Source organism: Microbacterium immunditiarum (genome assembly GCF_013409785.1).
Lineage (GTDB): Bacteria > Actinomycetota > Actinomycetes > Actinomycetales > Microbacteriaceae > Microbacterium > Microbacterium immunditiarum.
Window position 1 is genome coordinate 1,115,314 of record NZ_JACCBV010000001.1, and the last position, 14,981, is coordinate 1,130,294.

Annotated in this window: 13 protein-coding genes; 12 read left to right on the top strand and 1 reads right to left on the bottom strand. The window is 65.0% G+C overall.

What is annotated here, in order from left to right:
- The first annotated feature begins 121 nt into the window (after positions 1 to 121).
- The 9 genes from BJ991_RS04945 to BJ991_RS04985 all read left to right on the top strand — a co-directional run bounded on the left by BJ991_RS04945 (position 122) and on the right by BJ991_RS04985 (position 11,426).
- Positions 122 to 880: an FAS1-like dehydratase domain-containing protein gene (locus tag BJ991_RS04945; RefSeq protein WP_179487995.1), complete on the top strand. Its 759-nt coding sequence runs from the start codon at positions 122 to 124 to the stop codon at positions 878 to 880.
- 71 nt (positions 881 to 951) lie between these two features.
- Positions 952 to 2,442: an NAD-dependent succinate-semialdehyde dehydrogenase gene (locus BJ991_RS04950; protein ID WP_179492522.1), complete on the top strand. Its 1,491-nt coding sequence runs from the start codon at positions 952 to 954 to the stop codon at positions 2,440 to 2,442.
- A gap of 54 nt (positions 2,443 to 2,496) precedes the next feature.
- Positions 2,497 to 2,835, top strand: a complete 339-nt coding sequence (locus BJ991_RS04955; protein WP_179487997.1) for a DUF4286 family protein — start codon at positions 2,497 to 2,499, stop codon at positions 2,833 to 2,835.
- 21 nt (positions 2,836 to 2,856) lie between these two features.
- Positions 2,857 to 3,585, top strand: coding sequence for an alpha/beta fold hydrolase (locus BJ991_RS04960; RefSeq protein ID WP_179487999.1), 729 nt, complete (start codon positions 2,857 to 2,859; stop codon positions 3,583 to 3,585).
- Positions 3,586 to 3,720: 135 nt separating this feature from the next.
- Positions 3,721 to 4,938, top strand: coding sequence for a CaiB/BaiF CoA transferase family protein (locus tag BJ991_RS04965; protein ID WP_179488001.1), 1,218 nt, complete (start codon positions 3,721 to 3,723; stop codon positions 4,936 to 4,938).
- An 84-nt stretch (positions 4,939 to 5,022) separates the two neighbouring features.
- Entirely contained in the window at positions 5,023 to 6,669 is a 1,647-nt protein-coding gene (locus BJ991_RS04970) for a thiamine pyrophosphate-binding protein (RefSeq protein ID WP_179488003.1), read from the top strand.
- 237 nt (positions 6,670 to 6,906) lie between these two features.
- Positions 6,907 to 7,143, top strand: a complete 237-nt coding sequence (locus tag BJ991_RS04975) for a hypothetical protein (RefSeq protein ID WP_179488005.1) — start codon at positions 6,907 to 6,909, stop codon at positions 7,141 to 7,143.
- Positions 7,140 to 8,837, top strand: coding sequence for an MDR family MFS transporter (locus BJ991_RS04980; RefSeq protein WP_179488007.1), 1,698 nt, complete (start codon positions 7,140 to 7,142; stop codon positions 8,835 to 8,837). Before BJ991_RS04975 ends, BJ991_RS04980 begins: the two co-directional genes overlap by 4 nt.
- 423 nt (positions 8,838 to 9,260) lie before the next feature.
- On the top strand, positions 9,261 to 11,426 hold the full coding sequence (locus BJ991_RS04985; RefSeq protein WP_179488009.1) for a beta-glucosidase: 2,166 nt from the start codon (positions 9,261 to 9,263) through the stop codon (positions 11,424 to 11,426).
- A gap of 18 nt (positions 11,427 to 11,444) precedes the next feature.
- Here the strand turns inward: BJ991_RS04985 and BJ991_RS04990 are convergent, their stop codons facing one another.
- On the bottom strand, positions 11,445 to 11,882 hold the full coding sequence (locus BJ991_RS04990) for a hypothetical protein (RefSeq protein WP_179488011.1): 438 nt from the start codon (positions 11,880 to 11,882) through the stop codon (positions 11,445 to 11,447).
- A 226-nt stretch (positions 11,883 to 12,108) separates the two neighbouring features.
- Between BJ991_RS04990 and BJ991_RS04995 the strand changes: the two genes are divergently transcribed.
- The 3 genes from BJ991_RS04995 (at position 12,109) to BJ991_RS05005 (ending at position 14,787) form a co-directional block, all read left to right on the top strand.
- Positions 12,109 to 12,600, top strand: coding sequence for a hypothetical protein (locus BJ991_RS04995; RefSeq protein WP_179488013.1), 492 nt, complete (start codon positions 12,109 to 12,111; stop codon positions 12,598 to 12,600).
- A gap of 24 nt (positions 12,601 to 12,624) precedes the next feature.
- The gene (locus BJ991_RS05000) at positions 12,625 to 13,887 is read left to right on the top strand and encodes a wax ester/triacylglycerol synthase domain-containing protein (RefSeq protein ID WP_343048655.1); all 1,263 of its coding nucleotides are present in this window, start codon (positions 12,625 to 12,627) and stop codon (positions 13,885 to 13,887) included.
- A 384-nt stretch (positions 13,888 to 14,271) separates the two neighbouring features.
- Positions 14,272 to 14,787: a hypothetical protein gene (locus BJ991_RS05005; protein WP_179488015.1), complete on the top strand. Its 516-nt coding sequence runs from the start codon at positions 14,272 to 14,274 to the stop codon at positions 14,785 to 14,787.
- The last annotated feature ends 194 nt before the right edge of the window (positions 14,788 to 14,981 follow it).

Here is a 14,981-nt window from a genome sequence, read left to right on the forward strand (position 1 = left end):
CAACCCTGTGCACGATCCAAGCGAGCTCATCGGACGCTCGACCTCCTGGGAGCGCTTCGACTGCGATCGATGGCGGTCGGAACGGGTCCGTACGTCATCGGGCCTGCAGGCGCCGAGATACATGCCGAGCGACGTCGGAGCGGAGCTCGTGCCTCCGGCCTTTCTCAGCGCGCAGTATGTCGATGCATTCGCGCTCGGAATACCCGATTCGCCCGTCCGACTGAATGGCGGGAACAGCTGCCGGTGGCATGCGGATGTACGAGTCGGCGACGCTCTGGAACGGCAGTCGTCCGTCGCCGGCGCAACGCGCAAGCAGGGACGCAGCGGGACTTTGGACATCTTCGATATCGCCACCGTCTACCGGCGGATCGACACCGGACGGGAGGTGGCGACGCTCGGCTACACGGCCATCAGACGCTATCCGGCGGCCCACGACGGCTCCCTAGCGCCGAAAAGGCACGACAACGCTGTTCCGGATGACGCGACGCTCGTGCTCTCCGCCACGGCGAGTCCGAGGCAGGTAGTCACCTACGCGGTCGCGACGGACGATCTCTATGAAGCGCATTACGACGCCGACTATGCGCGGGAAAGAGAATTCGACGGCCCGATCCTGCATGGATTGCTGAAAATGGCGTGGTTCGCGCGGGCTGCGCTTCAGGTGGCGGGTCCGGACTATGTCGTGCAAGAGATCGCGTCCACCTACCTGGGCACCGATCTGGTGAAGGACGAGTTCTTGGTCTCCGTCCGGAGGTCTGGACCGGCCGACGCGGATGCGCCCGACCGAATGTCTCTCGAGATCTTCGGTGGGACGAGGCCAGGCCACTATTCCACAATCGGGAGCGCGATTGTCAGAAGGAACGGCTCATTCGCCGGACGTTGAGAGAGGGAGGCGCTGCGAGTGCGGTCAGGGTCCAGGTATTCGGTAACGAGATCGAACGGGGTGGAATGTATATGAGAAGACGTGAATTCGACAGGGACTTGTTGCCGCCTGGCGATGGGCAGACGCTGCTCGTCGACGGCGAGTGGAGGACGTCCCGAGAGCTCTTCGACGTCCATGATCCAGCGACTCTGGAGGTGATCGGCTCCGCAGCCGATGGGACGGTCGATGAGGCCCGCGCGGCGGGAGAGAGTGCCGTCGCCGCCTTCGACGGATGGCGGGGACTGGCAGCGGAGGAGCGTTCCGCTCGCCTCCGGCGCGGGTTGGACACGATCCGCGAGCGGTCGGAACCGCTTGCGCGCCTACTCTCCCTGGAGAACGGCAAGCCGTTCCGTGAAGCCCACGGCGAGATCCTGCGTGGCGCGGCGATGCTCGAGTGGGGCATCGAAGAGGGTCGGCGGGTGTACGGAAGGGTGACGCCGTCCTCGTCGGGCACGCGCGGCGTCGTGCTGACGTCCCCCGTCGGGCCCGCGCTCGTGATCACGCCCTGGAACTTCCCCGCGAGCATGCTCATGCGGAAGATGGGTCTCTCGCTGTCGGCCGGCTCGCCCGTCATTGCGAAGCCCGCCGAGCAAACCCCGCTCATCGCGGTCGCGATCGCGAAGATCCTGAACGAGTTCCTACCTGCCGGTGTGGTGAATGTCGTGACCACGTCGCAGCCGGGCGCGGTCGTCGACGAGCTGATGAAGAACCCGCGTATCCGCAAGGTGACTTTCACAGGGTCCACCGAGGTCGGCCTGCGGCTGTTGCGGACGCCGACCTCGATCCTGAAGAGGGTTTCCCTGGAGCTGGGCGGACACACCCCCGCGATCGTCTTTCCCGACGCGGACGTGGAGGCGGCCATCGACAGCATCATGACGGCGAAGTTCGCAAACGCCGGACAGAGTTGCATCTCGATCAACCGGTTGTTCGTGCACTCCGATGTGCGCGACGAAGTGGTCGCCGGGCTGCGTGAGCGGATCGGTCGTCTGCAGATCGGTCATGGGTTCGACGAGGAGACGTCGATCGGTCCTCTGATCGATGCCAACGGTCTGGAGAAGGTCGAGCGCCACGTCGCCGACGCGCGGGAACGTGGCGCAGAGGTTCTCGCAGGGGGTTCGCGGTGGCATCCGGACGACGCCACGCTGCGCGGCGAATTCTTCGAGCCGACGCTGCTGGCCGGAGTCGACGAGAGCATGATCATCAGCAAGGAAGAGACATTCGGTCCGGTGCTTCCGGTCTTCGAGTTCACCGACGACGACGACGTCATCGCGCAGGCGAACAACACGACATACGGCCTCTCGGCCTACGTCTTCGGTGCAGACTTCGATGTTCTCTGGGGCGCGATGGAGCGGCTCGAATTCGGCGTGATCGGCGTCAACGAGGTCATGCCCAACCGACCCGAGCTGCCGTTCGGAGGATTCAAGAACAGCGGGCAAGGCCGTGAGGGCGGGAACGAAGGAATCGAGGACTATGTGGAAACAAAGGCAGTCGCAATCAGGACAGGGCGTGGACGCATCATGTGATTCACGCCATCCCATCAGAACACATTTCCATTCAAGCAAGAATCAGGAGTTGATATGAGCACGAAGCCCAGAGCGATAATGGCCGTAACGATGGCGGTTGAGCCGGAGCACGACGAGGAGTTCAACCGCTGGTACAACGAAGAGCATGTGCCTGAGCGACTCGAATGTCCCGGTTTTCTTGTCGCACGACGGTTCAAGGCGGTAGAGGGTGAGTTCGAGCACCAGGAAGCCCTGAACTATCTGGCGATCTATGAGCTTGAATCCCTTGACACGCTTAAGGGTGAGCTGTACACGACGCGCGCTGCAAATCACACGGAATGGACCAAGCGGATCGGCCGGTTGCGTTTGGGGGGCCAGCGTTATGTATACGAAGAGATACCCACCACGAGTTGACCCCGACGAGAGGCCGTGCCGATGACCGCGGAGCTTCTGCTTCTTCCCGGAGTCACGCAGGATGCTCTTGTGTGGCAATGGATGGATCTGCCGCCCGCGCGGGCCTGGGTATACCCGGGACACGGCGACCGCGGACGCGCCCAGGACGGATTGACGCTGGAAGGTGTGGCCGACGAAATATGGTCCGTCGTGCCGACACAAGTGGATGTCGTCGGCGTGGCATTCGGCGGAGTGATCGCCCAGTACCTCGCCTTGCGGCATCCCGAATCGGTCAGGTCGATGGTGCTTGCGTGCACGACCGCGGCGTCAGAGGACGGTCAGCGGATGAGATCGAACGCGGAGGAGATGCGCACACGGGGAATGGGCCCGTACATCGAACCGGCGATCGGCCGATGGTTTCGCCGGAGCGCGCGAGAACGCGTGCCCGATGCCGTCGCACACATCGAGAACACGATGCAGGAGTTCTCTGCGGATGCTTATGCGGACGTGATCGCTGCGATGTCGGAGCACGACACGCGGAGCCGATTATCACGTATCGATCGGCCGGTCACCCTCGTGAAGGGTGAGCAGGACCGAGTCGGCGAAGGAGCCATCGATGCGCTGCATGCCGAACTGCCCCACAGTCGCATGTTCAGTATTCCGGGAGCGCATATGGTTCACGTCGATAATCCTGGCGGTTTCTCAGCGGTGATTCGTGACCATCTTGCGTGGGTGGACAATGGCGCACCCCTGGGAAAAAAGTTGGGATAGATGCCAGGTATTAGCTAGATCAGGCTTGGGCTGGGTTTGGTCTCGACGACCAGCGGTACTTGAGATCAGTTGGACGTCACAATCGAGTAGTGCAGCGCGTTGCGAGGAAGTGTCGCGCAGTCTTGAGCGGAGGAGATGGATTTGTCACCCCTTTCTGGTATTCGGGTTGTTGATTTAACACAATATGAGGCAGGAACTTCGTGTACGCAGAGCCTGGCATGGCTCGGTGCGGAGGTCATCAAGATCGAGTCGCCTCGGTACGGAGAGCAGGGGCGCATATCCTCTCGCGATATCCCGGGCATTGATTCGCCATACTTCTTGCTGCTGAACGCGAATAAGCAGAGTGTCGCCCTGGACCTGAAAAGCGAGCAGGGAAAGAAGATCATCAGGAAACTGATCGAGACTGCCGACGTCTTTGTGGAGAACTTCGGACCAGGGTCGATTGAGCGCCTGGGGCTGAGCTACGACGATGTTGCGGCCATAAACCCTCGCATCATCTACGGCACCATCAAGGGCTACGACCCGGAGGGTCCTTATGGCACCTACCTTTCAATGGATCCGATCGGGCAGGCGATGGGCGGCTCCATCGCGATCACTGGTCTTCCGGACGGGACGCCGGTGCGTCCTGGACCGACTATGGCTGATACGGGAAGCGGTCTGCATCTCACGATCGGTATCCTCGCTGCCCTCAGAGAGCGGGATACCAGCGGGGAAGGCCAGAAGGTGTCGGTATCCATGCAGGAAGCGATGATCAACTTCTGTCGCATTTCGTATTCTCGGACGATATCGGCCGGTGATCGCCCTGTTGAACGCGCCGGCAGCGGTATGGGCCTGAAGGCGGCTCCGGCGCGTCTCTATGTCTGCAAGCCAGGTGGACCAAACGACTATATATACGTGTATGCGTCGAGGACGCCCCAGAGTCGGCATTGGGACCGCATTCTGGAGACTATCGGTCGAGAGGATCTGAAGGGCGACCCCCGCTTCGCGACGGCAGAGAGCCGCTGGGAACACAGGGAGATCGTCGATGGGATCATCTCGGAGTGGACTGGGCAGCGTACGAAGATCGAGGCAGTTCATGCTCTCGCGGGTGCGGGGGTTCCGGCCGGTGCTGTCATGAATCCTGCAGAACTCGCCGAAGATCCGCATCTGAACTCCAACGGCGCGTTCGTCAAGGTGTCCCGTCCGGACCGCGGCGAATACAAGATGCCCGGGTGGCCGGTGAAGATGTCTCGCTGGAAGCCCACGATCGTAGCCGCACCCACTCTGGGGGCTAATACTCGCGAGGTCCTGTCGACCCTCGTGGATGTCACCGACGCTGAGTTGGACCAGCTCGAATCCGACGGAGTGATCTAAGGGCGGCTTCCACGCTGCCGAATGCCGTTCGGGACGCGAGCGGTTAGCGATGCGTGCTGTGAGCGCGCGGAGACGAAGGTACTGATGAGTGGTAATGACATGGTGAGCGGATACGAGCTGGTCGCTGAGACCGTTCGTGCATACGGTATTGATGACTGCTACTTCTTGATGGGCGGCCCAACCATCGATCTCGCCAACGAGATGGAGCGGTTGGGCACACGTATGGTAGACGTCCGACACGAGCAGGCTGCGGTGATGATGGCACACTCGTCGGCGGTCCTCAGGCAACGGGTCGCATTGGCGATGTGCTGTTCAGGGCCCGGTTTCACGAACACGCTGACGGGCATTGCGAATGCGTATGCCGACGGCGTGCCCGTCGTCGTTCTCGGCGGATCATCGAGAATGTCGGACTACGGTCGCGGAGGCTTTCAAGAACTGGATCAAGTGAGATTGGCCGAGCCGGTGACGACATGGTCTGTGAGGGTACAGGAAACGCGCCGGATCCCGGACATACTCACCAAGGCCTTTGCGCGCGCGCTGGGTCCATCGTCGGGACCCGTGTACGTGGATCTGCCGGGTGACGTGCTGTATGGAAAGGTGTCACGCGAAGACGTTCTCCCGGTGTCGGCGTATACAGTCGACGGTCCCCTGAGGTCATTGGCGGATGCTGACGCGGTGAGAGAGGCGGCCGAACTGATCGCCGCCGCGGAGCGTCCGGTCGTGATCGCCGGGAACGGAGCGCTCTGGTCCGAAGCGGGTGACGTGCTGCAGAAGTGGTTGAACGACACCGGCATCCCGGTATACGTGATGCCCCAGGCGCGCGGATTGATCCCTGAAGACCACGAACTCGCATTGCTCGAGGCCCGGTCCAGTGCGTTCAGGGAAGCTGATCTCGTCATCGTCGCCGGCGCACCGCTGAACTATGCGACGAGTCGGATACAGCCTCCGCGTTTCAAGCCTGATGTCAAGGTCGTGCAGATCGACAATTCTGCGAGCGAGCTTGGAAGCAGCCGTCACATCGATGTCCCGCTCTTGGGTGATGTGCGTTCGGTCATCTCGCAGCTCCACGACGCCTACCTCAGCGCCGGTAAGAATCCGAGGCATGAAGATTGGACGAATCGACTCAAGAGCGTCACCGAGGAGAAGCGTTCGCGGGCCGAGCAGGCCGATTTCGACTCCAGCCCGGCGATGCATCCGATCGAGCTGTGCCGGGTTGTTCGCGATTTTCTCGACAGAGATGCGATCTTGTGCGTGGACGGACAGGAGATTCTGACCTACGCGCGGCAGACGATCCCGACCTTCTATCCAGGTCACAGGCTCAACTCGGGGACTCTGGGCACGATGGGCGTCGGACTTCCGTTCGGGGTCGGCGCGAAGGCGACGCGCCCGGACAAGCAGGTCGTCGTGCTTCACGGTGATGGATCGTTCGGCATGAACGCCATGGAATTCGACACTGCAGTGCGGCACAACCTCCCGGTGATCACCGTCATCAGCAACAACGGCGGATGGACTGCAACGGATCGATACAAGGCTGGCCGAGAGCTCGGGTACTCCCGATACGATCTGGTGGCCGAGGCGTTGGGTGGTCACGGTGAGTTCGTGGAGAAGATCGAAGACCTGCTTCCCGCCCTCACCCGAGCCGCGGAAAGCGGTGTGCCGTCGGTTGTGAACGTGGTCACCGATAAGACGGCACGGGCGGCGACTACACAGTTCACGCGAGACGCGACGTGACCGTGACGGGCGCCATCCATGACGATGTGAACGTCGTCCGTTCTGTGGGATGCAGCGCATCGCGCCGTTTGCGGGCGACTCCGCGCTTCCCGCGCGCAAAGGGAGCATTGCGGTCGTGTCCGCGAGATTCTGCGGCCACTCCTCGGGGTGTTCTGGCCGAGAGAGGACGAGCTCATCGCCCGCCGCCGGGCGCTCCTGAGGGAGCATCCCCCGTTGATCCAGCGACAGTGGGCGAGGTTGATCGGCGTCGAGCAGCCCACCGCCGTGGTTGTGGCCGAACGGATGCGGACGTTGAGGACCTTCGACCGGCTCAAAGACATTGACGCCCCGCTCGCGTTCGTGGTCGTCGGCGACAGCGTGCTGCGCCTGAGTATCCGAAAGGGCGTCGAGTCGCACGGGGATCCGGCCGAGATCGATCCTCGGATCGAGGGCACGCTCCACACCCTCCGACAGGTCCTGCGGATACTTCCATGACCGCCAGAGCAATCCGCAAGCAGTCTCACGCATCCCGTCGTGGCATCTTCCTGCTGTTCTTCGGGCTCATTCTCGCGATGCTCCTCGCCGGGCTTAGTCAGACCGCGCTGAGCGCCGCTATGCCGACAATGGTCGGCGAGCTCGGTGGCGTAGACCAGATGCTCTGGGTCATGACGGCGTACATCCTGGCATCGACGATCATGATGCCGATCTACGGCAAGATGAGCGACCTCATCGGCCGCAAGGTCCCCCTTATCGCAGCGATCGTGCTCTTCATGGTGGGCTCGGTGATCGGCGCACTCGCCCCCGACATGGGCATCCTCATCGTGGGCCGCGTTGTGCAGGGCATCGGCGGCGGCGGCCTCATCATCCTGTCGCAAACCATCATCGCCGCCGTCGTCCCGGCGCGCGAGCGCGGCAAGTACATGGGCATCATGGGCGCGGTGTTCGCCGTGTCGTCCGTCGCGGGTCCGCTGCTGGGCGGGTGGCTCACAGAGCAGTTCGACTGGCGCTGGGCGTTCTGGATGAATGTACCGCTCGGCCTCCTCGCCCTCGCCGCGGCGATCTGGCTGCTGCATCTGCCGAAGGGCAGCAACTCCAAGCCGAAGATCGACGTGCTCGGCGTGATGACGATGGCCGGCGCCACCACGTCCCTCATTCTGGTGGCGTCGTGGGGCGGCAACGACTACGCGTGGAACTCGCCGGTCATCCTGTGCCTCATCGCGACGACCGTGATCCTGGCGGCGCTGTTCGTGTTCGTCGAGCGCCGGGCCGCCGAGCCGATCATCCCGCCGGGGCTGTTCCACGACCGCAACTTCAACCTCACGACGGCAGCCGCGCTACTCGTGGGCGTGACGATGTTCGGCGTGAACGGATATCTCCCCACCTATCTGCAGATGACTCTCGGGGCGGATGCAACGATGGCCGGCATTCTCATGGTGCCGATGATGGGCGCGATGCTCGTCTCGTCGGTCGGCAGCGGCTGGCTCGTGAGCGCGTACGGTCGCTACAAGTGGATGCCGATCGCGGGAACGGCGCTGATCGCGGGTGCGCTCGCACTGCTGCGCACGCTCACTCCCGAAACCCCGCTGTGGCTGTTTTGCAGCTACCTCGGAACGATGGGCATCGGGCTGGGTGTCAACATGCAGATCCTCGTGCTCGTCGTGCAGAACTCGTTCACGGACCGGGTCGTGGGCACGGCGACGGCGGCCAACAACTTCTTCCGGCAGATCGGTGCTTCACTCGGCAGCGCTGTCATCGGAAGCCTGTTCGCGGTGCGGCTCGTCGCCATCATCGGCGAACGGCTTCCCGCCGGTGCATCGGCTCGGGTCGGCGATATCAGCTCCCTCACACCGCACAGCGTGCTCTCACTCCCTAACCGGCTGCACTCGATCGTCGCGCATGGCTACAACGACGCGCTCGCTCCGCTGTTCCTCGGGATGGTGCCGCTGGCAGTGATCGCGATGTTGCTCCTCTGCTTCGTCAAGGAGGTTCCGCTCAAGACCACAATCGAGCGCGACATCCTGCCCGATGCGATCAGCGAGGGTCAGCTCATTATCGAGCACAACGGGGGCGCGGGCGACGCCGACGTGCCTCGCCCTCCGGCCCGGCGATCGAGGCGGGTTACCGACAGTCGTGGATCTCGTCGCGCAGCCCCCAGCGGATGCCCGACCGGGTCGACGCCGGTGATCTGACACAGCTGTCACCCTTCTCGGTTCGCGTTGACCCGCTCGTCCGCGAGCCGGCCGCGAAGGACGCCCGATCAGTGTCTGGTCGCGGACGTGCGGGTGCTGGGCCTCCAACGTCAGAGCGCAAGCTCTCCTCTGCGCCATCAAGGGCGTGTTCTCCGGACGAATCGTGGGTCTCCATCAGCGATCGGATGAAGGCCGTCTGGTCCTCCAGGCGCTCGCGGACTGAGGCAAGCTTCCGTCGGTCTTCGGAACACGGGGATCGCAGGCCGTAGCTCTGTCATACGGTCACGTGTTGCGTGCCGTCGGGCGGCCTTTTGACGCGAGTCTGCTTCTGCGGAGGCTCTCCCGCAGCTTCCCGCCACGGGTCTACAATCCGGTCGAGCGGCCTGGCGCTGGCCGGGGCCGCACGGTCGAAGGGGGTCAGAAATGACGACGACGATCGATGAGAAGGCGGCCGCCACGCCGGACGACGCCGACCGCAGAGCGCGCGAAGTCGAAGAACAGCTGACGGACGACGAGCGGTTCTCGCTGCTCATCAGCCTGCTCGGATACATCCCCGACAGCGCCGTGGGTGGACGCGATCCACGCATCCCGGAGGACGTCACGAACATGAGCGCCGGGTACACGCCCGGCATCCCGCGGCTCGGGATTCCTGCGATCCAGAGCAGCGACGCCAGCATGGGCATCACCAATCCCGGCTATCGACCTGACGACGAGGGTGCGACGGCGTTTCCGGCTCTGGTCGCGTTGGGGTCGAGCTTCAATCCGCAGCTGGTGCGGGAGGGCGGTGTGGCGATCGCGCGGGAGGCGCGGAGCCGGGGCTTCAACGTGCAGCTGGCCGGCGGGTGCAATCTGGCGCGTGACCCGCGCAACGGCCGCAACTTCGAGTACTACTCCGAAGACCCGTACCTGAGCGCGGTGCTTGCCGCGGAGCAGGTCAACGGCATCCAGAGTCAGGGCGTGGTGTCCACCCTCAAGCACTTCACGCTGAACTGCAACGAGACGAACCGGCACTGGCTGGACGCGGTCATCGATCCGGATGCGCATCGCGAGTCCGATCTGCTGACATTCCAGATCGCGATCGAGCGGTCGCAGCCGGGTGCGATCATGAGCGGTTACAACAAGATCAACGGCGAGTATGCGGGCGGGAACGGTCACCTGCTGAACGAGGTGCTCAAGGGGGCGTGGGGTTATCGGGGCTATGTGATGTCCGACTGGGGTGCGACGCCCGAGTGGGACTTCGCGCTCAAGGGCCTCGATCAGGAGTCGGGTGCCCAGGCCGACACGATGCTGTGGGGCAAAGAGCCCTTCACGGACGAGCTGCGTGCGGCGCACGAGCGAGGGGATCTGCCCAAGGAACGCCTGTCCGACATGGTGCGGCGGATGCTGCGGGCACTGTTCACCGTAGCCGCCGACCAATGGGGGCCGACGCCCGAGGTCGACATGGCCAGGCACGACGAGATCGCCCTCGAGGGCGCTCGCCAGGGGATCGTGCTCCTGAAGAACGACCGGGCCTTGCCGTTGCCGACCGACGAGCCGCTCAAGATCGCCGTCATCGGCGGCTACGCGCAGCAAGGGGTCATCAGCGGCACCGGCTCGGGTGCCGTCGCCCCGGTGGGCGGGTTCGCCGGCGTCATCAAGATCGGCGGCGCGGGCGTGATGGGCAAGCACCGCAATCTGTTCCTGTTCCAGCCGTCGCCGCTGGAGGAGCTGACGAAGGCGCTCCCGAACGCAACGTTCGACTTCGACCCCGGATACACGCCCGCAGAGGCGGCGCTGACGGCGAAGCGGTCCGATGTGGTGATCGCCTTCGGCATCCGCGTGGAAGGTGAAGGGTTCGACAGCGCCGACCTGTCGCTGCCCTGGGGCCAGGACGCGGTCATCGACGCGGTCGCGGATGCCAACCCGAACACCATCGTCGTGCTCGAGACCGGCAACCCGGCGTCCATGCCGTGGCGCGGCAAGGTGAAGGCGATCGTGGAAGCGTGGTACCCCGGGCAGGCCGGCGCACGCGCGATCGCCGAGGTGCTCAGCGGCGCGGTGAACCCGTCGGGACGCCTGCCGATCACGTTCCCGGAGAGCCTCGATCAGCACCCGCGGCCGGAGCTTCCCGGGTTGGGCACGCCGTGGGGCACCCCGGTCACGATCGAGTACACGGAGGGTGCGGAGATCGGCTACCGTTGGCACGCGAAGACCGGCGCGAAGCCGATGTACGCGTTCGGTCACGGCCTGAGCTACACCGCGTTCGAGTACAGCGACCTCGACGTCGATGGTGGTGACACGATCACCGCGACATTCACCGTCACCAACACCGGCGACCGAGCCGGCGCTGACGTTCCGCAGATCTACCTCACCGAAGCCGCCGGCGATGAACGTCGTCGTCTGCTCGGGTTCGAACGCGTAGAGCTCGAGCCCGGAGAATCCCGGCAGGTGTCTCTCGCCGCCGACCCCCGGGTGCTCGCGCGGTTCGACGGCGCCGCCGGTCAGTGGCGAATCGACGATGGCACCTATCGGGTCGCCCTCGGCAGAAGCGCCGAAGACTTCGTGCTCGAAACGGAGGTGGTCCTCGAGGGCCGGCAGTTCGGCCCCTGACCTCGTGGCGGTCACCCGTCAGCGAAGGGTGATCGCGACGGTTCCGCTGGACCCGTCCACCGTCAGGACCGCGGCGGCCCTCGCATTCCCAGCGAACACGGCGATGTGGAGCTCGTGGCGCGCGCCCACTGCGAGATCCGTCGTAAACGCCCGATCGAAGTCCGGATCCTCGAAGGTGGCGAGGTGCCACGCGCCATCGCTGTGACGCATGACGACGTTCAGATACTCCCGCTGACCCGGCCGCAGGTCGAGCGGCGCGAAGCCTCGGGAGCGGGGAACGCCCGCCCAGCGCAACTGCACCGGATCGACATCCGGGCGCAGCACGCCGTCCGTGTGCACCTCGCTGAGGCGGCCCACACACCCCATCGCGGCAGTCTTCCCCACGTTCTCCACGCCCAGCCGGACCCACTCGCCGTCCACGCCATCCGGCCAGGCTTGTGTGACTTCGTCGATCACGGGGCCGGAGTAACGATGTGGTGGCTCGACTCGCACGGATGGGGCTTCGTGCGCTGCGCTAGAAGCGCTGGGATCGCAGGCGAAACCTCTCTCGTAGAGTTCGGGTTCGCGCAACGATCGCGCAAACCCGGGAGTCACAGCATCGCGGCAGATCACAGTCGTTCAGGCTGCTCTATCCGGGACTTTCGACCCTGCGACGAGCAGTTGTCAGACGCAAGGTCGATGCATGACCACGAGAGAACCGAAGCATCGCGCGGGGTCGGCGGTCGGCCGTCGTATCGGCTATTCGGTCGCGGTCGTCGTCAATGCGATTCTGCTCACGCTGGTCAATTGGTGGCCCGGATGGGAGGCGCTCCCCTTCGTGACGCGAGCAGCAGCATCCGTCGTCGTCTTCCTCAATGCCGCGCTCGTCGTCGGCGTGCTTGTCAACCTGGCGAACCTCGTCTTCGATCTTCGCTGGGTCCGTGCGCTCGGAGAGATCATCACGTCAACGGTGAGCCTCGTGTTCCTCACACAGCTATGGGGCGTGTTCCCCTTCGCCTTCGAGACCAGCCCCATCGACTGGGCCACAGTCGCGCGGGTGGTGACCGGGTTCGCCATTCTCGGGTGTGTCGTGGGCATCGTCGTGCAGTCCGTTCTGCTCGCGCGGATTCTTCTGGGGTTGAATGCGGAGAGCGAATCCTCCAGGGTGCCATCGCCCGGGTCGCCTCGGTCATGAGTTCGCCCGTTTGACGGAGGACTCGTGCACCGGGACCGAGCATTGCGAGCGGTCGACGAGGCCAATCTGGTTCTCGACCATGCCGGGCAGGTCAACGTCTTCCTCGTCGCAGGGATGCTCACCTCAGGTGGCTTCGTCCGGCCAGGTGGACGGCTTGATCTGGACGCTGTTCGAACCGCCGTGGCACGCCGAGTCGCCGACCTTCCGGCGCTGCGCCAGGTGCCATCCCGGGTGGGCCGATGGCACGAGTGGCGAGACCAGGACCCAGACATCGCACTCCACGTTCGAGCTCTTCCCGCAATCGACAGCCTGCATGATCTCGAGCGGCACTGTGGGAACCTGATGGCCGAACCGCTGCCCCGCACTCGACCGCTCTGGGAGCTTCTCGTGGCGCCGAGGCGGGGCGGCGGTGGCGCCATGATCCTCAGGATTCACCACGCCATCGCCGATGGCATGGCCGCAGCCGACCTGATCCGGCGGTTGCTGGAAGACGTCTCGGCACCTGCGGGCCCGGCGGCCACGCCGCCCACCGTGTGGCTCCCGCCAGAGCCGGTGGCGTCTCCTCCAGGGATTCGGCTCCGCCGCCTTCTGATCGGGATACGGCGGATCGCCACGACGCTCGCTGCCCACGGCCTGCCGGAGTCGGTTCTGCTGGGTGAGCGCAGCGACCGTCACGGCGTGATCTTCGTGGACGCCGACCTCGGTGTCATAGCAGAGCGAGCACACCGAGCATCCGCCACGGTGAACGACGTCGTGCTTGCCGTCGCCGCTGCGGGGTACCGAGCCGCGCTGAGCGCATCGGGCGGCTCCGTTCCCTCCCGACTGCCGGTATCGGTTCCGGTCGCGCTCCCGCGCAAGACCGGGACCCGCAACGAGGTCGGTGTGATGCTGGTGCGGCTGCCGCTCACGGCCCCCTCGCCGGACGACGCGCTGACGTTGATCGCGGCCCAGACCCGGGTGCAGAAGGTCCAGGCGCGCCGGCAGGGCACGCTCGAAATGATGCGCGGGCCCGTGGGCGCACGCATCATGGATCGCATCGCGATGAGCCAGCACCTGGTGGGCGGCTTCGTCACCAACGTGCCGGGACCCGATCACCGCATCGGGCTGGCGGGCGCCGCGTTGTCGCAGATCTGGCCCGTCGCCGTGCTCGCGGCCAACGTGCGGTTGGGTGTGGCGGCCGTCTCCTACGCCGGCCAGTTGTGCTGCGGCATCCACTTCGATGCGGAGTACATCGACGGCGAGGCCGTGGCTGCCGCGGTGCGCGGCGAATTCGACACGTTCACGTGACGCCTTTCGCAATCAGACCGTCGGACGACTTGTGACGTGAGGTACTGATCGGCGATGGACACTCTCGCATAGCCAATCTGCACTCCGTTCATGGCGTCGAGGGCGCTGCCCGCAGCGCGCAGGCGGCACCCGGGGATGGGTCGGCTACGGACATCTGGCCGAGGCACTTGAACCACAGATGCAGCGGGCGCACAGTGGACGGAGAGAGGAGATCCGATGCACAACAGGATGCCTCATCCGGACGTGGTGCCGATCCTCTCCCCGGGCCGGCACCGCTCGCCTCGGCGCGGTGCGTGCTTCATGGAGTTCGCGTCGTACCTCGCGGGAGAGCGTTGGAGCGACCATCCGGCGTGTACGCACGCCACCCTCGCTCACCTCGCACGGATGGTGAACGACCGCACGAGCGAAGCCGGCCGTGCCCGGCTCACTGCGCTCATTCCCTCCGTCGTCGGCCTGACAAGTGACGACCCGCTGCTCGACGTCCTACTCGCCGTGCGAGCTGCCAGCGCGGCCCTACCCGTCGCCGCTGAGGAGCGCCAGCGTTCGCAGGCGGTGGGGCTGCGCGTCGCGCTCACGGCGCTCGCGGAACGGGACGACGAGCGTGCCGCGGAGTCGCGCGAACTCGCGGACGCCGCCCTCCGCACCGCCCCCGCCGCCGACGCCTGGGCCATTCAGTTCATCGCGAAAGTCGGTCGGGGTCGCCCCGGCATGACCGTGCGACAGTGCCGAGAAATCGTGAGCGGCGCCGTGGAGGGGATCGCGCGGGCCTGCGTCGGTGACCCAGACGAACGACTCGTCGCCCTGCTCATCGCCGCCGTGTCGGACACGGCGCGCTTTGTGGGCAGGCCGCTTGAGGCGGTGGACGTCCGCGCGAAGGTCGACGCTCCCGTCACCGTTTAGGCGCCAGCGACAAGAAGCTCGCCAGGTATCGGCGGACGAATCGCCTGACGGCGGAGAAGTACCGCCTGCGTCGGCTGGATCGGGCAGCGTGAGCGCCTGACGTGCCGAACGAGGAAGTTGCGATCCACTGGAAGTGCGACGCGGGGTACACCGATCGGTGGATTCGACAACGGGGGCGTCTCACGAGACTTGAC